The organism is Streptomyces sp. NPDC006739 (assembly GCF_042869815.1).
GTDB lineage: Bacteria > Actinomycetota > Actinomycetes > Streptomycetales > Streptomycetaceae > Streptomyces.
In genome coordinates this window covers 50,456-71,443 of sequence record NZ_JBIAGM010000010.1, presented here as the reverse complement: position 1 = coordinate 71,443, position 20,988 = coordinate 50,456, and the positions used below count along the sequence as shown (strand labels likewise).

At 72.3% G+C, this 20,988-nt stretch carries 17 protein-coding genes; 8 read left to right on the top strand and 9 right to left on the bottom strand.

Features of this window, described 5'->3' with window-relative positions; all coding sequences use genetic code 11:
* Window positions 1–31: 31 nt before the first annotated feature.
* The 3 genes from ACFYMM_RS21000 to ACFYMM_RS20990 all read right to left on the bottom strand — a co-directional run bounded on the left by ACFYMM_RS21000 (window position 32) and on the right by ACFYMM_RS20990 (window position 4,277).
* Window positions 32–2,176, bottom strand: a complete 2,145-nt coding sequence (locus tag ACFYMM_RS21000) for a putative bifunctional diguanylate cyclase/phosphodiesterase (RefSeq protein WP_388388659.1) — start codon at window positions 2,174–2,176, stop codon at window positions 32–34.
* A complete protein-coding gene (locus ACFYMM_RS20995; RefSeq protein WP_388388657.1) occupies window positions 2,173–2,985 on the bottom strand; it encodes an SAM-dependent methyltransferase in 813 nt (270 codons plus the stop codon). The genes ACFYMM_RS21000 and ACFYMM_RS20995 overlap by 4 nt, the downstream gene beginning before the upstream one ends.
* A 287-nt stretch (window positions 2,986–3,272) precedes the next feature.
* Window positions 3,273–4,277: an SCO0930 family lipoprotein gene (locus tag ACFYMM_RS20990; RefSeq protein WP_388388655.1), complete on the bottom strand. Its 1,005-nt coding sequence runs from the start codon at window positions 4,275–4,277 to the stop codon at window positions 3,273–3,275.
* A gap of 811 nt (window positions 4,278–5,088) precedes the next feature.
* Between ACFYMM_RS20990 and ACFYMM_RS20985 the strand changes: the two genes are divergently transcribed.
* Together ACFYMM_RS20985 and ACFYMM_RS20980 are read left to right on the top strand one after the other, a co-directional pair.
* Window positions 5,089–5,226 carry a hypothetical protein gene (locus ACFYMM_RS20985; protein WP_388388653.1) on the top strand — a complete coding sequence of 46 codons (138 nt, stop codon included), beginning with the start codon at window positions 5,089–5,091 and terminating at the stop codon, window positions 5,224–5,226.
* A gap of 29 nt (window positions 5,227–5,255) precedes the next feature.
* Window positions 5,256–6,020 carry a DUF4239 domain-containing protein gene (locus ACFYMM_RS20980; protein WP_388388650.1) on the top strand — a complete coding sequence of 255 codons (765 nt, stop codon included), beginning with the start codon at window positions 5,256–5,258 and terminating at the stop codon, window positions 6,018–6,020.
* Between the two features lie 70 nt (window positions 6,021–6,090).
* Here the strand turns inward: ACFYMM_RS20980 and ACFYMM_RS20975 are convergent, their stop codons facing one another.
* Window positions 6,091–7,023: a hypothetical protein gene (locus ACFYMM_RS20975; protein ID WP_388388648.1), complete on the bottom strand. Its 933-nt coding sequence runs from the start codon at window positions 7,021–7,023 to the stop codon at window positions 6,091–6,093.
* Between the two features lie 288 nt (window positions 7,024–7,311).
* On the opposite strand from ACFYMM_RS20975, the gene ACFYMM_RS20970 reads away from it, so the two are divergent.
* Window positions 7,312–8,028 carry a class F sortase gene (locus tag ACFYMM_RS20970; RefSeq protein ID WP_388388646.1) on the top strand — a complete coding sequence of 239 codons (717 nt, stop codon included), beginning with the start codon at window positions 7,312–7,314 and terminating at the stop codon, window positions 8,026–8,028.
* Window positions 8,029–8,065: 37 nt separating this feature from the next.
* Here the strand turns inward: ACFYMM_RS20970 and ACFYMM_RS20965 are convergent, their stop codons facing one another.
* Window positions 8,066–8,902, bottom strand: coding sequence for a polysaccharide deacetylase family protein (locus ACFYMM_RS20965; RefSeq protein WP_388388644.1), 837 nt, complete (start codon window positions 8,900–8,902; stop codon window positions 8,066–8,068).
* Window positions 8,903–8,992: 90 nt separating this feature from the next.
* On the bottom strand, window positions 8,993–12,271 hold the full coding sequence (lysX, locus tag ACFYMM_RS20960) for a bifunctional lysylphosphatidylglycerol synthetase/lysine--tRNA ligase LysX (RefSeq protein ID WP_388388643.1): 3,279 nt from the start codon (window positions 12,269–12,271) through the stop codon (window positions 8,993–8,995).
* 90 nt (window positions 12,272–12,361) lie between these two features.
* Here lysX and ACFYMM_RS20955 point away from each other — a divergent pair, with 90 nt between their 5' ends.
* Together ACFYMM_RS20955 and ACFYMM_RS20950 are read left to right on the top strand one after the other, a co-directional pair.
* Window positions 12,362–12,841, top strand: a complete 480-nt coding sequence (locus tag ACFYMM_RS20955) for a universal stress protein (protein WP_388388641.1) — start codon at window positions 12,362–12,364, stop codon at window positions 12,839–12,841.
* A gap of 153 nt (window positions 12,842–12,994) precedes the next feature.
* Window positions 12,995–14,419, top strand: coding sequence for an amino acid permease (locus ACFYMM_RS20950; RefSeq protein ID WP_388388639.1), 1,425 nt, complete (start codon window positions 12,995–12,997; stop codon window positions 14,417–14,419).
* Here ACFYMM_RS20950 and ACFYMM_RS20945 read toward each other — a convergent pair whose 3' ends face one another.
* Window positions 14,420–15,565, bottom strand: a complete 1,146-nt coding sequence (locus ACFYMM_RS20945) for a CapA family protein (protein ID WP_388388637.1) — start codon at window positions 15,563–15,565, stop codon at window positions 14,420–14,422.
* Between the two features lie 201 nt (window positions 15,566–15,766).
* On the opposite strand from ACFYMM_RS20945, the gene ACFYMM_RS20940 reads away from it, so the two are divergent.
* From ACFYMM_RS20940 to ACFYMM_RS20930, 3 genes are all read left to right on the top strand, one after another.
* A complete protein-coding gene (locus ACFYMM_RS20940) occupies window positions 15,767–16,315 on the top strand; it encodes a sigma-70 family RNA polymerase sigma factor (protein ID WP_388388635.1) in 549 nt (182 codons plus the stop codon).
* A gap of 141 nt (window positions 16,316–16,456) precedes the next feature.
* Window positions 16,457–16,972, top strand: a complete 516-nt coding sequence (locus tag ACFYMM_RS20935) for a hypothetical protein (protein WP_388388634.1) — start codon at window positions 16,457–16,459, stop codon at window positions 16,970–16,972.
* A 207-nt stretch (window positions 16,973–17,179) separates the two neighbouring features.
* The gene (locus ACFYMM_RS20930) at window positions 17,180–17,836 is read left to right on the top strand and encodes a zf-HC2 domain-containing protein (RefSeq protein ID WP_388388632.1); all 657 of its coding nucleotides are present in this window, start codon (window positions 17,180–17,182) and stop codon (window positions 17,834–17,836) included.
* Window positions 17,837–17,864: 28 nt separating this feature from the next.
* Here the strand turns inward: ACFYMM_RS20930 and ACFYMM_RS20925 are convergent, their stop codons facing one another.
* A complete protein-coding gene (locus ACFYMM_RS20925; protein ID WP_388388630.1) occupies window positions 17,865–18,728 on the bottom strand; it encodes an Fpg/Nei family DNA glycosylase in 864 nt (287 codons plus the stop codon).
* A 43-nt stretch (window positions 18,729–18,771) separates the two neighbouring features.
* The gene (locus ACFYMM_RS20920; protein ID WP_388388628.1) at window positions 18,772–20,874 is read right to left on the bottom strand and encodes a SpoIIE family protein phosphatase; all 2,103 of its coding nucleotides are present in this window, start codon (window positions 20,872–20,874) and stop codon (window positions 18,772–18,774) included.
* Between the last annotated feature and the right edge of the window lie 114 nt (window positions 20,875–20,988).

Here is a 20,988-nt window from a genome sequence, read left to right as displayed (position 1 = left end):
CCCGGAGTGGGGAGGCGCGCCCCGTTCCCGCTCAGCTCGTCGCGTCCGCCAGGGTCAGGTCGTGCAGGCGTTCCGGGGGGCCGGGGCGGGCGTAATACCAGCCCTGGGCCGTGTCGCAGCCCAGTATCCGCAGTTGTTCGGCCTGGGCTCCCGTTTCCACGCCCTCGACGGTGACCGCGAGGTCGAGGCTGTGGGCGAGGGAGACGATCCCCTCGACGATCTTCAGGTCGACGGGATCGGCGGGGAACTGCTGCATGCCCTGGGTGAAGGAGCGGTCCAGTTTGAGGATGCTCACCGGGAGGCGGCGCAGGTTGGCGAGGTTGGAGTAGCCGGTGCCGAAGTCGTCCAGGGCGATGTCGACGCCCATCTCGGCCAGCCGGCGCAGGGGCTTGAGCAGGTCGTCGTCGGCGCCGATGAGGGCGGACTCGGTGACCTCCAGGCAGAGCGCGTCCGGTGTCACTCCGGCGCGTTCGAGGATCTCGACCGTGTCCTTGACCAGGCCGGGGTGGGTGAGCTGGCACGGCGAGAGGTTGACGTTGATGCGCAACGGGCCGGCGGCCGTCTGTTCGCCGTACCGTTCTCGCCAGGCGCGGGCCTGGCGGATGGACTCCTCCAGCACCCAGCGGCCGAGCGGGACGATCAGCCCGGTGTGCTCGGCGAGCGGGATGAACCGGTCGGGACCCAGCACGCCGTGCTGCGGGTGCAGCCAGCGCACCAGGGCCTCGGCGCCCCGCACGCTGCCGTCGCCGAGGTGGACCAGCGGCTGGTACTCGATGAAGAACTCGCCGCGCTCCAGGGCCGTCGGCAGGGCGGTGGTCAGGCCGTGCCGGGTGATGGCGCGGGCGTCGGCCTCCGGGTCGGCCAGTTCGAAGCGGTTTCCGCCCGCCGACTTGGCCCGGTACATGGTGATGTCGGCACTGCGCAGTACCTCGGCGGGGGTGCGTTCCCCGGCCGGGCCCTCGACGATGCCCAGGCTGCCGCGGACCAGCAGGTCCCGGCCGTCGATGCTGACCGGGGTGACCAGGGCGCTCATGATGCGGTCGGCGAGGTCGTCGACCTCGCGCTGGGTGTCGGGGCCGGTGGTCAGCGCCACGAACTCGTCGCCGCCGAGGCGGGCGACCATCTCGCCGGGGGCGGTCGCGCAGGACTGCAGCCGGTCGGCGACCTCGACGAGCAGCCGGTCGCCGGCCGCGTGCCCGAGGCTGTCGTTGATGGTCTTGAAACCGTCCAGGTCGAGGTAGCACAGCCCGAAGCGCTGGCCGTCGCCCGCGTTCAGCGCCTTCTCCAGGCGCTCGAAGAACAGCGTGCGGTTGGGCAGGCCGGTGAGCGCGTCGTGGGTGGCCTCGTAGCGCAGCCGGAGGTTGAGCAGCCGGCGTTCGGTGGTGTCCTCCATGAGGGCGAGCTGGTACTGCGGGTTGCCGTCCGGGTCGCGCAGCAGGGAGACGGTGAGATTGGTCCACAGGACCGTTCCGTCGGGCCGGTTGAAGGCCTTCTCCAGGTGGTAGTGCTCGCGTTCGCCGCGGACGAGTTCCTCGTACAGCTTCCAGGTCTGCGGAGCGTCCTCCGGGTGCGTCCAGGCCGGCACCGGGCGGCCGCGCAGGGAGTTCTCGGTGAGCCCGAACATGCGCAGCAGCGCCTTGTTGACCTGGAGGACGTTGCCGTCGAGGTCGGCGATGCCGATTCCTATCGCGGCGCCCTCGAAGACGGCGCGGAAGCGAGCCTCGGTGGCGTGCAGCGCCTGCGCCACCACGCCCTGGGCGCGCAACGCGGCCTGGGCGATGGCCTCCTGCTCGCTCAGGGTGCGCCGGCGCAGGGCCTGGGCGTACCCGGCGGCCATCGAGTGCTGCAACCGGCTCGAGCGCATGCGCAGTTCGTCCTGCGGACCGTCACCGCCGCAGTAGAGCGCCAGATAGGCGTCGACGCAGTCCAGGGTGCGGGCGAGCGCCTCGGGGTCGGTGCAGTGCACATCGATCAGCGCGGCGCCGACCGCCTTGGCCTCTTCGGTGTCGAAGCTGTGGGCCCGCAGAACGGTGCTCAACCGGCGTGCCAGCGGCAGCAGTTGTTCCTCGAACTCCGGCCTGGTCAGGGACGTGGAGGTGACCGGGAAGAGCGCCCGGCTCCAGATCGTCGCGAACCGGCGCAGTCTGTCCTCCGGCCCGTCCGGCTCCGCGATCACGCCGTACGCCCCACGCCGGCGAACCCGGAGAACGCATAGGGATCCTCGTCCTCGGGCGCCGACTCGGGGCGCCAGTGCGGCATCGGCACCAGTCCGGGTTCCACCATGTCGTACCCCTCGAAGAACCGTGCGATCTCGTCGCGCGAGCGCATGATGAGCGGATTGCGGATGCCCTTGTATACGTCCACCGCGCCCTCGGCCCGCTCGGCGGGCAGCGGGATTCCCTCGTACGAGGCATGCGTGAGGATCAGCAGGCTGCCCGGCGCGAGGGCCTGGCGCAGCTCGGCCACGGCGGCGTAGGGGTCGTCCGTGTCTTCCACGAAGTGCAGTATGGCAACGAGCAGCAGGGCCACTGGCCGATTCAGGTCGATGAGCCGCTCGACCTCGGGGCTCGCGAGGATCTCCTGCGGCTTGCGGAGATCGGCCGCCACGACGCCGGCGTCGTCGTTGTCCGCCAGGACCGCCTCGCTGTGCGCCACGGCCACCGGGTCGTGGTCGACGTACACCACGCGGGCGCCCGGGACCGCCGCCTGGGCCACCTCGTGGACGTTGCCGAAGGTGGGGATGCCTGAGCCGACGTCGAGGAACTGGGTGATGCCCTCGTCCGCCGCGAAGCGCACGGCGCGGCGCATGAACGCGCGGTTGGCCTGCATGATCTTCGGCAGGCCCGGCAGGAAGTCCATGGCCCTGCGGGCCGCCTCCCGGTCGACCTCGAAGTTGTGGGATCCGCCCAGGTAGAAGTCGTAGATACGTGAAACGCTCGGCACCGAGATGTCGATGCTCCGTGGGGCCCAGGCGGGACGCTCCATGTATCTCTCCAAGGTGTGGACAACGTGTAGGCGATCCGGTGTTCGAGCTGAGGCTACTGATCGCCCGCCAAAGCGGCGACCCGAAACGGAAATTGACCGTCCGTTCCCGGTCACTGCCTGCGGCACGTGCCGGTGCGACCGCGCCGTGTGAAGGCGCTGTGAGAGCCCGCTGGATGCCTGCCGTGTGATGTCCCCGACACAGCGGTCCGCCCCCTCCGTGCGGTGCGGAGGGGGCGGACCAACGGTGACGCGCCCGGGGCGGGGCGATCGACCCTGGGGAGGTGATCTCAACTGCTGGGCGCGCCGACCGGCTTCCCGTCGGGCGAGACGGCGTACCACGTGCCGCCGACGCCCTGACCGTTGGTGTCTCCGGCGGCCTTGTCACCGGAGAAGGTGTAGATGGGCCAGCAGTTGACCGTCTGCTGCTTCTGGCCGTTGTCGGGCCGGGTGAAGCCCATGAGGCCCTTCTTCTGGACGCCCTTGGTGTCGTTCGGGCCGACCTCGCCGACGGCCGGCCACTTCACCAGGCAGGGGCCGGTGCAGTTCGAGACGACCTTCGGCCACGCCTTGTCCTTGAGGAACCGGTAGACCGTGTGGCCGTTCTTGTCGACGATGATGTCGCCGAGCTTGGGGTCCTTGCGGACCGAGAGACCGGGCAGGGAGGCGAGGGTCGCCTTCTTGCCGTCGGGGGCGAGGGCGAACCACTTGCCGCCTACGCCCTGGCCGTTGACGTCACCGGCGTTGACGTCCTTGGCGTAGCGGTAGGCCGGCCAGCCGCCGATGGTGAGCTGCTTGGTGCCGTCGGCGCGGGTGACCTCGCCGAGCAGGGCCTTGTCGATACCGGCGCCGGCCGTGGCGTCGCCCGCCGGGACCGGCGGCCAGGTGGTGGCGCAGTCGCCGGCGCAGTTCGACTTCGGCGGATTGGCGGTGTCCTTGTCGAACCGGTACAGGGTGAGGCCCGAACCGTCCGTCAGCACGTTGCCGAGATCGGGGTTGGTGGCCACGGTCAGCTTGCCGGCCGGGGCGGCCGCGGCGGGGGAACTGGCGTTCTGGTTGCCGTCGGCGCCGTAGCCATTGCCCGTACCGGTGCCGGTGCCCGTACCAGTGCCCGTGCCGGTACCCGTACCCGTACCGGTGCCGGTGCTTCCGTAACCGCCCGCCGGCGCCGTGGCTCCGACGTTCTGGGCCGCGGATGCCGGAGTGGTGGAATTGTCCGAACCGCATGCCGTGGTCAGCAACAGCATAGAAGCCGCCGTGGCCACCAGTGAGGCGGCCCGCCAGGAGGTCTTCATTGTCAACTCCCCATCATCGCCTGGATATTGCAGCGCCTGCTGTGCCGCCGCACGGCATTGGGTACGGACGGCGGGGGCGGAAGTGTTCAACGCGGCCGCATATTTCTTTCGAAACCCTGTGCCGGGACCCTGCCGGGGCCCCGCCGGGACGACGCCGGGACGACGCCGGGACGGCGCTCTCACCGCCGCGAAGTCGCCATCCCCTCACGCCCGTACGGATGTACGGACATGCCGGTGCGGCCGTCTTCCCGTTTCAAACCGCTGTACGTGATCTGTCCCCCCTTCGGGCCAATCCCGTCGCACTCCGGCGTGCGCGGATGCTCCGGGGCCCATGATCTTCGTCGTGCATGGACCCGAAGTGCCCCGACGCGCGCCCGCCACAAGGGCGTTGGCCCTCCTGACGCTGACGTGGCTGCTGGTCGGCTGCCCGGCCGGACCGGCGGCGGCCGACGCGTGTGCGTACGCCTCGACGGGCCCGGACGGCACGATGGCGGTGGCCGTCGCCGGTGACACGGGTGCCGCCTGGCCCGCTCCCTGGCGCTGTCCCCCGCCGCCGCCCTGCCCGAGCCCCACGCCCACCCCGACACCCACCCCGACACCCACGCCGACCCCGCCGCCCCGTCCGGCGCCGCCCCCGCCCAAACCCCGGCCGAGGCCCAGTCCGACGCCGACACCGAAGCCGGCTCCCCGGCCGGCGCCCCCGGTCCGGCCCGCCCCCGCGCCGCCGCCCCCGCCGGCGCCCGCCCCGGCGCCGAAGCCCGTGCCCCGGCCGAAGCCGACCCCGGCTCCCACGCCCAGGCCGCGTCCGGCCGTGCGCCCGGTCGTCTACCCCCGGTACCAGCCCCGGCCCACCGGCTCCCCCGCGCCCGGCCGTACCTCGCCGGTCACCTACGTCCTGCTCATCACCGTGCCCGCGATCATCGCCGTCGTCGCCCTGCGCCCGCGCTGACGCGCCGGCCCGTTCACCTGGAGGATCCGTTGTCGGATTGGCTTGTTCTCGCCCTCGCGATGCTGGGCGCCGGTGCCGTCGTGGTCGCGATCACCCTCGTGCGGCACAGGACGGCGCCCGAGGACGAAAATCCCGACGAGACCCCTGACGTCATCGAGTACATGACGATGTGGATCGGGGTGGTGTACGCCATCGTCCTGGGCCTGGCCATCGCGGGCGTGTGGGAGGCCCGCAGCGCCGCCCAGGACCATGTGCAGGCCGAGGCCCAGGCGCTGCACGAGATCTCGGAACGGGTCCGGGTCTATCCACCGGACGTCCGTGACCGTATTCGGGCCGATGTCAACGCCTATGTCGGACACGTGGTGACCACCGAGTGGAAGACGATGACCGACCACGAGCACGTCACCAACCGCGGCACCGAACTGCTCGACCGGATCCGCCAGGACGTCACCGACTACCAGCCGAAGTCCGACTTCGAGGCGCAGGCCTACCAGCCGCTGGTGGACCAGGTGGCCGCGGCCGACCAGGCACGCAACGCCCGCGCCGACTCGGTCGGAGCGACGATGCCGGGCGTGGTGTGGTTCGGACTGCTCGCCGGGGCCGTGATCACCGTCGCCATGGTCTTCGCGCTGCAGATCCGCCGCACCAGGCGTGAACTCGTCCTGGCCGGGCTGTTCTCCGCGACGATCGCCTTCATGCTGTTCCTGATCTGGGACTTCGACGCCCCCTACAGCCGGGGCATCACGGCGACCGCGCAGCCCTTCCTCAGCCTCTTCCCCCATATCACCGGGTAGCGGAGGCAGCAGGGGCGGTTCGCGGGGCCGGACCGCCGTCCCCCCTCCCGCGCAGGGGGGACGGACCGGCTCAGGTCCGGTCGCCGTGCCGGCGCCGCAGCCAGAACACACCGCCGGCGATCAGCGCCGAGCCGACCAGCCCGCCGCCGACGGCCATGTCGGCCGGGGTCGCCCCGCTGGAGCTGCCGCCGCCGACGCCGCCCAGTACCCCGCCGAGCACGGTGAACGCGTTCGGGCGGACCAGGACGCGGCCGTCGCAGTTGACCGCGATGTCGTAACGGCCCCGACGCGCGTCGCGGTCGACCGTCGCGACACCCCGTGACGCGTCCTCCCGGAACGGGAACAGCGGGGTGGGGCGGAAGGCCCGTGAGGTCATGGTGCCGCCGCGGCGGCAGCCTTCCACGGTGACGCTGAGCCGTCCCCCGGGGGCGACCACCCTGGGCGTGGCGACGATGTCGCGCGGACTGCCCTCGCCCCGGCCGCCGAATTCGTCACCCCGCCCGTTGAAGTTCCCCTCGCCCCGGCCGCCGAACTCGTCACCCCGCCCGTTGAAGTTCCCCTCGCCCCGGCCGCCGAACTCGTCGCCTCGCCCGCCGAATTCGTCGCCCCGGCCGCCGGGATTCTCACCGCGGCCGCCCAGATTGCCGTCCACCCGGCCGTTGAAGTTCCCGTCGACCCGGCCGTTGAAGTTCCCGTCGACCCGGCCGTTGAAGTTGGCGTCGCCCCGGTTGTTGAGATTCCCCTCGCCCCGGTTGTTGCCGCCTCCGGCGATGCCGCCCACGCCCCCTCCGATGACGGTGCCGACACCTCCTCCGATGTTGCCGACGCCTCCTCCGATGATGGTGCCGGTGCCCGAACCGACGCCGGTGCCCGACTGGTCGTTGAGGTTGTTGTTGCTCGGGCCGCCCCCGTTGCCCATGCCGTCCGCGACGGCCACGGGAGCGGCGAGCCCGAGGAGGGCGAGCGCGGTGCACGCGGCCGCCAGGGCACGTGAGTTTCGCATGTGATCCTCCGCGGAAGGCACCCCGGGACCTGTCCCCGGTCTATCGGCGAGAAAGCACCTCCCGACAAGACCCTCAGACGCCCGGAACACGCCCGCATGTCGAGAATGGGCCGTCCTGGTGAGGCAGCACGCCGTGCGAAAACCGCACAATCGGATGTTGTCCCAGGTCACGGGCCGTCAGAAATTTCCTCGGATCGGCAACTCGGATGGCGCACCGGAAGACGGGCGGGCCACCCGTTCGCCCACCGTCCCGTCGCCGGATGTGTGCGCGGGACTTAGCGTTTTCCCATGCGCTACGGACATGGCGGCGGCCGGGTCGCGACGGAATGGCGGATTTCCGCGTCCTTCCCGGTCCGGACCGCAGAAGAGGAGGAGCGGCTGAGGAAGCGCGCCCCCTGGGGCGTGATAGCGCTGGTCCTGCTGACCGGTCTGGCACTGATCCGCAATGGCTCGGGAGAGTTCGACGTCGGCCCTCCGCAGCCCGCCGCCGCGGTGGCGCCGGACAGCCGGGCCACCCCGGGCACCTTCGTCAGGGCACCGGATCCGCTGCCGTTCTCACAGGTCGACCGGGTGCGGATCCCCTCGATCCGGGTCGACGCGCCGGTGCTGCCGGTGGGCCTGGACTCGGATGGCTGGGTCGCCGCGCCCCCGCCGGCGGACCCCAACCTGGCGGGCTGGTTCAGCGGCGCCGTCTCGCCGGGCGAGAAGGGCACCTCCGTCATCGTCGGGCACGTCGACAACCAGCAGGGCCCCGCGGTGTTCTACGAACTGGGGGCGCTGAAGAAGGGGAATCGCATCGAGGTCCTGCGCAGGGACGGGAGGACCGCGGTCTTCGAGGTCTACGGGATCGAGGTCTTCGCGAAGAGCAACTTCCCCGGGGACCGGGTGTACGGCTCGAAGGGCGCACCGGAACTGCGGGTGATCACCTGCGGCGGCGGCTTCTCCAAGCAGCACGGGTACGACGGCAACGTCGTCGTCTTCGCCCGTCTGGCCGAGGTCCGCTGAGCGTCTTCGGCGCCCCGGCCGGGCGGCCGCGGCCCCGTCAGGTGCGGCGGCGGGGCGGCACGGTGAGGTGGTAGCCGGAGTCGATCAGATAGGGGAGGTACTCCCGGATCGCCCGGACGCTCTGCGAGCGGTCGCCGCCGGCGTCGTGGTCGAGCACGACGACGCCGGGACCGGCGCCGCTCTCGACGCGGTCGACGATGGTGGAGGTGCCGGGGGTCATCCAGTCGGTGGAGTCGACGGTCCAGGCCATCGGCTCCATGCCCATCTCGGCGCCCAGCTGGAACGCCGCCCGGTTCCAGGCCCCGTAGGGCGCCCGGAACCACTGCGGGCGTTCCCCGTAGGCGTCCTCGATGACGTCGCTGGTGCGTTCCATCTCGTCGCGGATCTCGGCCCGGCCCAGCTGGGTGAGGAGCGGGTGCGTCCAGGTGTGGTTGCCGACGACATGTCCCTCGTCGGCCATCCGGGCCAGCAGTTCCTTGTGCTCGACGGCCATCTCGCCGCACACGAAGAACATCGCGCGCACGTCGTGTGCGGCGAGGGTGTCCAGGATGTGCGGGGTGTAGTGGGGGTCGGGTCCGTCGTCGTAGGTGAGCACCATGGTGCGGCCGCGTCCGGAGACGCGCAGGATGGGTTCGCGGCGCACCTTGAGCCGGCCCGGCTCGGCGCGTGGGGATCCGTAGCCGGCCAGTGGCTGGAGGCGGTAGGCGGAGGGCGTGAGGGCCTGGCGGGCCTGTGGACCCGCGGCGGCGGCACCGTGTGCCGGCTCCTCGTCGCCGGTGCCCTCGATGAGCAGTCCGGCCGCGCCGGCGGCCCCCAGAGCGGCCGCGCCGGCGAGCAGGGCCCGGCGCCGCGTGAGCAACTGATCCTTCTGCATGTCTCATCACTCGCCCCACAGGACTGCGGCGCACCGCACCCGCACCGGTGCGGCGGCCGGAATGCACCCGGTCGGCGCAGTGAGCGGGTGTCAGCGACGGCGCACGAGGGGGAAGGGCAGTGTCTCGCGGATGGTCAGGCCGGTGAGGAACATGACCAGCCGGTCGACGCCGATGCCGAGGCCGCCGGTGGGTGGCATGGCGTATTCGAGGGCATGGAGGAAGTCCTCGTCGAGTTCCATGGCCTCGGGGTGGCCGCCGGCCGCGAGCAGGGACTGGGCGGTGAGACGCCGGCGCTGCTCGACGGGGTCGGTGAGTTCGGAGTAGGCGGTGCCGAGTTCGGTGCCGAAGGCGACGAGGTCCCAGCGTTCGGCGAGGCGTGGGTCGGTGCGGTGCTGACGGGTGAGCGGGGAGACGTCGGTGGGGAAGTCCTTGTAGAAGGTGGGCAGCTGGGTGCGTTCCTCGACGAGCCGCTCGTACATCTCCAGGACCACGTCGCCGTGCCCGCCGTCCGGGAGGTACGGCACGCCCGCCCGGTCGCACAGCCGGTGCAGCCGGGCCGGTTCCGTGCCCGGGTCGATCTCCTCCCCGAGTGCCTCGGAGATCGCGCCGTAGACGGTCCGGACCGGCCAGGGACCCGAGATGTCGTACTCCCGGCCGTCCTTGCGGGCCACCGGTGATCCGAAGGCGGCCGTCGCGGCGCCCTGGATCAGCTCGCGGGTGAGGTCGAGCATCACGTCGTAGTCGGCGAAGGCCTGGTAGGCCTCCAGCATCGTGAACTCGGGGTTGTGCTTGTAGGAGACGCCCTCGTTGCGGAAGGTCCGCCCCAGCTCGAACACCTTCTCCAGGCCGCCCACACACAGCCGCTTGAGATACAGCTCCGGGGCGATGCGCAGATAGAGGTCGAGGTCGTAGGCGTTGATGTGGGTGGTGAAGGGCCGGGCGTGGGCGCCGCCGTGGATCTGCTGGAGCATCGGGGTCTCGACCTCCAGGTAGCCGCGGTCCAGGAGGCCCTGGCGCAGGGCCTGCACGGCGACGGAGCGGGCGCGGAGCACGGCGCGGGCGTCGGGGCTGGTGACCAGGTCCAGGTAGCGGCGGCGGACCTTGGCCTCGGGGTCGGCGAGGCCGCGGTGTTTGTCGGGCAGCGGGCGCAGGCACTTGCCGGTGAGCTGCCAGGAGGTGACGAAGACGGTCGGCTGTCCCTTGTCGCTGAGGCCGGCGCGGCCGGTGGCGGTGATGTGGTCGCCGATGTCGGTGTCGGCGGTGAAACGGTCGAGGGCGGGTCCGGATCCGGCGCGGGTGAGGGCGAGTTGGTGGTCCGCGGACCAGTCGCGCAGGACCACGAAGACGATGCCGCCGAAGTCGCGGACCAGCATGACCCGTCCGGCCACGGTGACCTCGGCGCCCCGGGGGACGTCGGCGAGGGCGTGGGTGGGGGCGGGGGCGCCGACGGGATAGGGGTCGGTGCCGTCGGCGCGCAGCCGGTCCAGGGTGCGGTACCGGACGCGGACCTGGTCGGGCAGGCCCGCGTCCGGGGCGACGGGTCCGGCCTGGTCCCCTCCGTCGAGGCCGAGCGCCGTCAGGGGCGGCAGGCCCTCGGTGGTCGCGGGCCGCTGCCCGCCCTTCGGGTGCCCCTTTCCCCAGAGTTTGCGCAGGGAGGGTACGGAGACGAAGCCCTCGGCGATGCCGGAGGCCAGGCCGATGCGGGCGAGGGAGCCGGCGTCGCCGTAGCAGAGGAAGCGCGGGAACCACTCGGGCCGGTACTTGGCGTTGGAGCGGTAGAGGGCCTCCAGCTGCCACCACTTGGAGAAGAACAGCAGCAGGTGGCGCCAGAGGCGCAGGACGGGGCCGGCGCCGATGCGGGCGCCCTCCTCGAACGCGGAGCGGAACACGGCGAAGTTGAGGGAGACCCGGCGCACTCCCAGTTTCGGTGCGGCCGCGCAGAGTTCGGCGACCATGAACTCCATGACGCCGTTGGGGGCGCTGCGGTCACGGCGCATCAGGTCGAGGGAGATGCCGTCGCGGCCCCAGGGTACGAAGGACAGCAGGGCGAGCAGACTGCCGTCCGCGCCGATCGCCTCCACGAGGAGGCAGTCGCCGTCGGCCGGGTCGCCGAGCCGGTCCAGGGCCATGGAGAAGCCGCGCTCGGTCTCGGTGTCGCGCCAGGCGTCGGCCTTGTCGATCACCTCCTCCATCTCCTCGTCGGTGAGGCCGGCGTGGCGGCGGACGCGGCAGGTGGCGCCGGTGCGGCGGACGCGGTGCACGGCCTGCCGGGTGACCCGCATGTCGCGGCCGTCCAGGTCGAAGTCGGCGACGTTCAGGATCGCCTCGTCGCCGAGCTGGAGGGCGCCGAGACCGGCCCGGGCGTAGGCGGTGGCGCCGTCCTCGGAGGCGCCCATCACGGCGGGCGCCCAGGCGTGCCGGCGGGCGACGTGGAGCCAGGCGGCGATGGCGTGCGGCCAGGCCTCCGGGTCGCCCACCGGGTCTCCGCTGGCCAGGCAGACGCCGGCCTCGACCCGGTAGGTGACGGCGGCCTTGCCGCTCGGCGAGAAGACGACGGCCTTGTCCCGGCGGGTGGCGAAGTAGCCGAGGGAGTCCCGGGTGCCGTAGGCCGCGAGCAGGGCGCGGATGCGGGGCTCCTCGTCGCCGTGCAGGGCCGCCTCCAGGCGCTGCGAGCGGAACAGGGCGGCGGCGGCGTTCAGCAGCGCGAGCGCGCCGAGCAGCCCGAGCACGAAGGTCACGCGGCGGGGCGGCCGGCCGGAGAAGGAGCTGTTCGACACCAGGCCGCCGCAGATCCGGTCGGCGGCCCAGGCCAGGTGCTGGCCCTCGGGCAGCGACCCGGGGAACAGCGACACCAGGCCCCAGCCGGCCAGGATCGCCACGGCCAGGCCGCCCAGCAGCACGGCGAGCGCCCGCCACACGGCGCCGCGGCGGGAGGCGGCGTAGAACTCCCCGCGCGCCACGACCAGCAGGGAGAGGGCCAGTGCGCACACCACGAACGACGGCAGCGACTCGGCGTACATGCCGAGCGCCACGCCCAACCCGTTGGTGAGCACCAGCAGGCCCAGGTAGACGACGACCAGCCACCAGGCGATCTTCTTGCGGGCGCCGGTCGCGGCGGCCAGCAGGAAGAGGAAGACGGCGTAGGCGAGGTTGGCGCTGACCGGGACGACGAGCAGGTCCAGGGCGTGCACGAGCGGGTCGAGCGCACGGCGCAGCGGGGCGATGAAGGCGAGCAGGGCGCAGAGCAGGCCGAGCGCGCCGAAGAAGGTCGCGAAGGCCTCCGGTACCCGGCCGAGCCGGCCGCCGGCGGGTGTGCGGGCCGGGCCCGTGGCGTCCGTTCCCGTGGCGGGGTCCACGGTGGCAGTCATGGTTCCGACTCTAGGAAGGCCCGGGGTGGTCCGCCCGTCGAGCGGGCCCGTGCTCCGGCGGGACCTGGGGTTTCCGATAGCCTCACGGCCGTGACGGAACAGCACGAGCAGCATGAGCGGCACGGGCACCGGTTCGAGCGGGGCACCGACGGGCCGAAGGTCATCGTGGTCGGAGTGGACGGTTCCGATTCCTCCCTCCGTGCGGCGGCGTACGCGGGCGGTCTGGCCCGGCGGCAGCATGCGCTGCTCGCCCTGGTGTACGTGCAGCCGGTGCTGGCGGCCGGGGCGGCGATGGGCGCGCCGGTGGCGGAGACGACGGACCGGATCGCCGAGGACCTGATCGCGGAGATCCGGGAGGCGGCGGAGCGCAGCAAGGGGATATTCGACGTGCGCTGGGAGTTCCACACCTTCCGTGGTGACCCATACGCCGGACTGGTGAAGGCGGCGGACGAGCTGACGGCGGACGCGGTGGTGGTGGGCGCCTCGGAACAGGCCGGGCACCGGATCGTCGGCTCGGTGGCGGTGCGCCTGGTGAAGGCGGGGCGGTGGCCGGTGACCGTCGTACCGTAGGGCCGCGCCGTCGCCGGGATTGGGCGCGTACGTGCGGGGCACACAGGGTGTCGTAGGCGCCCGGGACCCGTGCGTGGCGTCTTCCGTGCGGGGCACCCCTGAGCCATCATGATCCGCCGTCAGCCCGTTGCCACAGGCGAAGAGGTGAGACGCATGGCCAAGCTCCGTGCGGGTGAGGGCATTCTCCGGCGCAAACCGATCGAGCACATCGAAGCCAGCGAGGTCGGCGAGGGCACCCGCCTGGACAAGTCGCTGGGCCTGGCGCAGCTGACCGCGATCGGCGTCGGCGGCATCATCGGCGCGGGGATCTTCACACTGGCCGGCACGGTGGCCAACGGGACGGCCGGTCCGGCGGTGCTGGTGTCGTTCCTCATCGCCGGCCTGGCGAGCGCGTGCGCCGCGCTGTCGTACGCCGAGTTCGCCGGGCTGATCCCGAAGGCGGGGTCCGCCTACACGTACGGGTACGCGGTGCTCGGCGAGTTCGCGGGCTGGTTCATCGGCTGGGACCTGCTGCTGGAGTACACCGCGATCGTGGCGGTGGTGGCGATCGGGATCTCCGGCTACTTCTCGTTCCTGGTGGAGGAGATGGGTGCGAGGCTGCCCCACTGGATGCTCGGCGCGCCCGGGACCGGGGACGGCCACCGGGTCGATCTGTTCGCGGCCGTGCTGTGCCTGCTGATCGCCTACCTGCTCAACCTGGGCATCCGCAGCGCGGCCCGCTTCGAGACGTTCGTGGTCGCGCTGAAGGTCCTGGTCGTCCTGCTGGTGATCGGTGTCGGTGTGTTCCACATCGACACCGGGAACTACCACCCGTTCTTCCCGTTCGGGATCAGCGGGGCGTTCACCGGGGCGGCGACCGTGTTCTTCGCGGTCTTCGGGTACGACGCCATGTCGACGGCGGCCGAGGAGTCGAAGGACGCGCAGCGGCACATGCCGAAGGCGATCGTCTACTCGCTGGCGATCTCGATGGTGCTGTACGTGGCGGCCTGCCTGGTCCTGACCGGCATGCAGAACTACCGGCACATCGACCCGGAGAGCGGCTTCTCGACGGCGTTCAAGTCGGTGGGTCTGAGCGGGCTGGCGGACGTGATCGCGGTGGGCGCGATCATCGGCATCCTGACCGTCATGTTCACGTTCATGCTGGGGGTGACCCGGGTCTGGTTCTCCATGTCCCGGGACGGGCTGCTGCCCCGGTGGTTCGCGAAGACGCATCCGACGCGGCACGTGCCGACGCGGGTGACGTGGATCGTGGGGGCGGCCTCGGCCGTCCTCGCCGGGTTCGTGCCGATCGGCGAGGCGGCCGAGCTGACCAACATCGGCATCCTGCTGGCGTTCGTGGTGGTGTGCACGGCGGTGATCGTCCTGCGCTACCGGCAGCCGGACCTGCCGCGCACCTTCCGTACGCCGTGGATGCCGTTCGTGCCCGCGCTCGGCGTGGTCTTCTCGGTCTGGCTGATCACCTTCCTGCAGTGGCAGACGTGGGTGCGGTTCGTCGTGTGGTTCGCCATCGGCTGTGTGATCTACTTCGGCTACTCGTACAAACGGTCGGTGCTGGCCGCACAGCGGCCCACCGAGTGATCACTCCCCGAGGACCAGCCCGTCCTTGGCGGCCCCGCGGGCGAGCACCACGTCCCTGATCCGGTCGCGCACGGCGACCAGGTCGGCGCCCTCGCCGATCGCCCGGTCGAGGTCGACCACCCGGCCGGCGTCGAGGTCGTAGGCGAGCGGGACGAACTCGGCGCGGGTGACCTGCCAGCGGTCGCCGGGGGCGGCGGGCGGGGCGAAGGCGAAGCGGGCGATCGTCGACTCGTCGGCGCGCGGGTCGCGGGCGCCGCGGGCGTCGCGCATCTCGCCGGCGACCTCGTCGCCGAGGCCGTAGACCACCCAGGTGCCGTTGACCTTCTCGTAGGGCTGCGGGACGTGGGCGTCGCCGCCGAGGATCAGGTCGATGTCGGGGCGGCCGTCGGTGCGGGCGGCGGTGAGGTGCTGGGCGAGGGCGATCTGCCGCTGGTCGGGCGCGTCCTGGCCCTCGGTGCCCCAGTCCAGGGAGACGACCACCACGTCGGCCCCGGCCCGCCGGGCGGCGCGGGCGTCGGCGAGGATGCGCCGTTCGTCGATCAGGTTGACCGCCCAGGGCCGGCCGGACGGCAGGGCGATGCCGCCGGTGCCCGCGGTGTAGGACAGGTGTGCCACCTTCGCGGGGCCCGCCTGCAGCAGCGTGACGGAGCGCGCCTCCGCCTGGGTGCGGGCGGTTCCGGAATGCCTGAGGCCGGCCCGGTCCAGGGCGTCCAGGGTGCCGCGGATACCGGGGGCGCCGTCGTCCAGGGCGTGGCCGGAGGCGGTGGAGCAGGCGTCGTAACCGCTCGCGGCGAGTCCCTCGGCCAGCTTCGGGGTGGCCGTGGCGGCGGGGCGGCCGTCGGCGGTGTCGCGCACGGTCTCCAGATGACACAGGGCCAGGTCGGCGTGGGAGACGAGGGGTTCGACGCCGGCCAGCATCGGGCGGAAGTCGTAGCCGCTGCCGCCGGCGTCGAAGGCGGCCCGGTCGACGACGGAGGCGTGCGGCAGGACGTCACCGGAGGCGACCAGGGTGAAACCGCGGGCGGCCGCGGGCGGCGCCGGCAGTCCGGCCGCGGCGGAGACCTGCCGCTCGTGGTTCTGGCAGGCGGCCGCCGCCGTGAGGAGGGCGGTCACGGCCAGGGCCACCTGGTGTCTGCGTGCGATCATCAGCTCACCCCAAGGGTTCGTATTTACCGATTAAATGGGTACGAATCTGGGTCCCTTCGCAAACGACTTCCCCGGGATCATTAACCCGTCCGGTGCCCTCCACCGCCCGGCGGAGGACCGTTCACCGACGCGATCGACCGTCCGTCGCAGATCCGGGCACGCCCCCTGTCCCCCGGACGCACCCCGCGGTGCCATACGGCCATGACGGCCGGAACCACCCTTCCCGACGGGACGACGACCGCCGAGCACGAGCTGGCCGCGCTCCAGCGCGAGCACGGCCGCCCCCTCTTCGCGCTGCTGCTCAGGCTCTCCGACGGCGACCGGCAGCGCGCCGAGGACCTCGTGCAGGAGACCCTGGTGCGCGCCTGGCAGCATCCCGAGGCCCTGCGCGCCGACGCCTTCGACTCCGTACGGCCCTGGCTGCTGACCGTCGCCCGGCGGCTCGCCATCGACGCCCGGCGGGCCCGGCTGGCGCGGCCGCCCGAGGCCGGACACGAGGTCCCGGAGAACGCGCGGGTGATCGCCGACCACGCCGAGCGGGCCGCCACGACGCTCGACGTCCGGGAGGCTGTGAAGACACTCACGCCCGAGCACCGTGACGTCCTGGTGCTCCTGTACTTCCTGGGGGCCAGTGTGGCGGAAGCGGCGCAAACCCTGGGAATTCCACCCGGTACCGTGAAGTCGCGCGCGTACTACGCGCTGCGCGCCCTGCGCCGGGTTCTTCCGGGATACACGGCCGACCTGGGATGAAACCGAGCCCTGCGCAAAGCCTTCGCAAAGCGCCTTGCTGTGGACCGTGTCGGGGCAATCAGCTGTCTTCATCCGTGTTCCGGACGGGGGCCAGGTCCGGGGGTCGGGCGACGCGCACGCACCGGAGGAAGGCAGGAAGGGATGCTGCACAGAGGTCAAGAGAGCACGGACGGCACGGGCGGTGGCGAACTGGCCGTTCCGATGGCCTGGTTGTACGCGGAGTACATCGCCGACGAGCTGTTGCGCACCGGTGATCTGATGCCGCCCACGTCCTTCGAGTTCCGGGCCGGCCGGGACGCGCTGGCGCTCACCGTCTTCCTGTCCGACACCGACGGCGAACTCTCGGGCATCCGGGTCGTCTCCCAGCTGGAGAACTGGCTGTCGCTGACCGCGTACGACCAGCCGTGGCAGGAGTGGGTGGGCGAGCGCATGGCCCACCTGGCCGCCGAGGCGGCCCGTACCGCCGGCCCCGCGCCGGACCTGGCGCTGGCCGCCGACGCCTGGCGCTGGCTGGAGGAGACCGAGCTGCTCGCGCCCGACCTGGACGCCGTACCCGGCGGCGGGGCGGTGTTCGGCGAGGACGACGGGCCGAAGGTGTGGACCCCGGCCTGGCGGCTCGGACTGCCCCTGGGGCACCTCGCCATCCATCTCTTCTGAGCTCTTCCGAGACGGATCCCGCGGGGCCCTTCCGAGGCGGATCCCGCGGGGCCGGAGTTTTTTTCCACCGGGACCAATCCGCGCGGCCGGCCGCTCCGAATCTCCTGGCTGTCTTTCTGTAGGTGGCTTGAGTGATTCGGCTGTCGGCTGCGTACGGGTGGGAGCAAGGAGTAACCCCACCCACACCCTTCGGCACGAGGATTCGGCATGAGGTCCCTGGAAAGGCATCGCGACGTCGGCGCGTACGCGCTCGGCGTGCTGGACGAGGCGGAGGCCTTCCGCTTCGAGGACCACCTCATGGAGTGCCCTCGCTGCGCGGCACACGTGACCGAATTCGGCCCCGCGGCACGGCAGTTGATGCTGTACCGGCGGGCCACGCCGCGCTTCGTGCACCCCATGGCGCAGCCCGGTCCGCGACTGCTGGACCGGCTGCTCGGCGACATCGCCACCCGGCACCGGGCGGGCCGCCGGCGGTTGCTGTACGGCCTGGCCGCCTCGGTGGTGTTCGCCGTCGCCGGTCCCGGGATCATGGCGTACGCCGGCCATCAGGACGGCCCGACCGTGCGCGTCACGGCGGCGACCGACGCGAAGTCGGGGGTGTGGGCGCAGGTCCGCACCGAGGACGAGGAGTACGGCAGCCAGGTCGAGCTGCAGGTGAAGGACGTCTCGGGCCCGCACTCCTGCCGGCTGGTCGCCGTCGGCCACGACGGCTCCGAGCAGGTGGTGACCAGCTGGATGGTGCCCGGCCACGACGGCGCCGTGAACACCATGCACGGCGGCTCCTCGATGCGCACCGGCGAGATCGACCACTACGACGTGCGCACCTCCGACGGCGGGCACCTGGTGAGCCTCGGCGTCGAGTAGGCCCGGGCCGGCACCGGCCGGGTACCGGCTACTTCAGCAGGCGGGACAGCCGGCGGTCGGCCAGCGGTTTTCCTCCGGTCTGGCAGGTCGGGCAGTACTGCAGCGAGGAGTCGCTGAAGGAGACCTCGCGGACGGTGTCCCCGCACACCGGGCAGGGCTCGCCGGTGCGGCCGTGGACGCGCAGGCCGCTCTTCTTCTCCGCCTTCAGCCGGCCGGCCGCCACGCCCCGGGAGCGCTCCACCGCCTCGCCGAGGGTCGAGCGCAGCGCCTGGTGGAGCCGGTGGACGTCCTCGGGGGCGAGGGAGGCGGCGAGTCTGAACGGGGACATCCGGGCCGCGTGCAGGATCTCGTCGCTGTAGGCGTTGCCCACCCCGGCGATCAGGCTCTGGTCACGCAGGGCGCCCTTGATCTGCCGGCGCTCGTCCTTCAGCAGCGCGGCCAGGCGGGCCTCGTCGAATTCGTCGGCGAGCGGGTCCGGGCCGAGGCGGGCCACGCCGGGCACCTCACGCGGATCCCGTACGACGTAGACCGCGAGGCGCTTCTGGGTTCCCGCCTCGGTCAGGTCGAAGCCCTCGCCGGTCTCCAGGGCGGCCCGCAGCGCGAGGGGCCCCTTGCCGGGGCGCGGCGGCCCGTCGGGCAGCCGGTCCCGCCAGTGCAGCCAGCCGGCCCGGCCCAGATGGGTCACGAAGTGCAGACCGGCGCCGCCTTCCAGGTCGAGGAACTTCCCGTGCCGGCGCACGGCGGTGACCTCGCTGCCCTCGAAGGCGCCGATCGGGGGGTCGTACGTCTTCAGCACGCTGACGGCGACCGGCAGCACCCGCACGACCTGGTGGCCGACCAGGTGTTCGGTCAGGAAGTCCTTGAGCGCTTCGACCTCGGGCAGTTCCGGCATACGTCCAGGGTGCCACCGGGCACCGACAGCGCCAGGCGGGCCGTCAGGCGGGGGGTCCGGTCCGCTCCGGCACCAGGAACTCGCACCACACCGCCTTGCCGCCGCCGCGCGCCTCCACGCCCCACACGTCCGCGAGCCGGTCGACGAGGAGCAGGCCGCGTCCCGAGACGCCCGACTCCCCGGCGTCCCTGCGGCGGGGCAGGGCGCTGGAGGAGTCCTCGACCTCGACGCGCAGCCTGCGGCCGCTGCCGGACAGGACCCTCAGGGTGACGACCGCGGCGCCCTCGGTGTGCATCAGTGCGTTGGTGATCAGCTCGTCGGCGGCCAGTTCCACCTCGTCGGCGCGGTCCGCGGCGCCCCAGGAGCGGACCGCCGAGCGGACCATGTGCCGGGCCAGCCGCAGCGCCTCGGGGTCGCCCGCGGCCACGTGCTGCTGGAAGCGGCCGCCGGACCGGGCACCGTCCGGGACCCGGCGGCGCAGCAGGAGCAGGGCCACGTCGTCGTCGCCACCGCGTTCCTCGGCCACGTCGATGAGCCGGTCGGCGAGGTCGCGCACATCGTCGGGGCCCACCTCGATCAGCGCGACCAGCGCCCGCAGCCCGTCGTCGAGGTCGGCGCCCGGCTGCTCGACGAGCCCGTCGGTGCACAGCACCAGGGTCTCGCCGGGGTCCAGCTCGACCGTGCAGACCGGGTACTCCAGCCGGTCGAACTCGGCGGACAGACCGAGCGGCAGCCCGCCGTCGACCGGGATGCGGCGGCAGGTGTTGTCGGTGCGGCGGATCAGCGGGTCGATGTGGCCGGCGCGGACCACCTGGACGACCCCGGTGGACAGGTCGGCCTCGGCGTACAGGCAGGTGGCGAAGCGGTCGGTGTCGAGTTCGTGCAGGAAGACGGAGGCGCGGGCCATCACGGCGGCCGGGGTGTGGCCCTCGGCGGCGTAGGCGCGCAGCACGATCCGCAGCTGGCCCATGACGGCCGCCGCGTGGGTGTCGTGGCCCTGGACGTCACCGATGACCGCGCCGACCCGCCCGCCGGGCAGCGGGATCAGGTCGTACCAGTCGCCGCCGATGTCCCGGCCGAGTCCGCCCCGGGCGGTGGCGGCCCGGTAGCGGACGGCGACGTCGGCGCCGGGCACGCTCGGGATGGTGCGCGGCAGCATCGCCTGCTGCAGGCCCTGGGCCAGGTCCTTGTCCTGCTCGTAGAGCATGGCCCGCTGCATGCTCTGCGCGATGCTGCTGCCGAGCGCGACCAGTACGGCGCGTTCCTCGCTGGAGAAGCCGCGCCGGTCGCTGTAGAGCAGGCCCATGGCACCGATCGGGCGGGCCTGGGCGATGAGCGGCAGATAGGCGGCGGAGGTGATCTGCAGGTCGGTGAGGTGCGGCCAGAGGATCGGGTAGCCCCGGGCGAACTCCTCGGGGGACTCGATGAAGCGCGGGCTGAGGGTCCGTACCACCTCGCTCATCGGGTAGGGCTCGTCGGTGCGCGTGATCCGGGTACCGGGGACGAAGCTGCCCGCCGGGCCCTCGGCGACCAGCCGGATGCGTCCGGCCTCGACCAGGCCCATGACCAGGCTGGCGGCGCCGAGGTGCCGTACGCCGTGGGCGTCCTTGAGGACGTCGATGACGTCCTGGACGCTGCGGGCGTGGGCGAGGGCCGCGGTGATCACCTGGACGACGTTGGTCTGCCGGCGGAACGCCTGGTCCTGGGCGTCCCGCAGGCTCCGCGCCTCGCTGTCCGCCAGTTCCTGGGTGGCGTCGCGGACGATGCCGACGACCCGGCGCGGCCGGCCGGTCTCGTCGCGCCGGATGTAGCCCTGGGTGTGGGTCCAGCGCGGGGAGCCGTCGCGGCGGCGGATGCGGAAGTAGGCGCCGTAGTTCTCGCTGCCGTCCTTGATGGCCTGGGCGACCACGGCGTCGAGCCGGACGGCCTCCGGCGGGGGTACCCGGAGGTTCAGGGACTCCGGGCGGCCGTCGTACTCCTCGGGGAGGAGGTCGAACACCTCGTGGGCCTGGGCGTCCATGTGGAAGTGACCGGTGTCCAGATCCCAGTCGAACGTGCCCATGCGGTTGAGCGCCAGGATCGGATCCGGGTGGGCGAGCCTGTTGTCCGGGAGTGACAGGGCACCACTCGCTCCCCGATCAGCCATGGGCCCACCATGCCAGGAATTGACTGATTCTTCGAGTTGTTTGGCTTCTTTACTCCTTTCGTGTTGCTTCCGGCTCCATCCACACGGGGGTTACGCAGGCGGAGACGTGCGGTA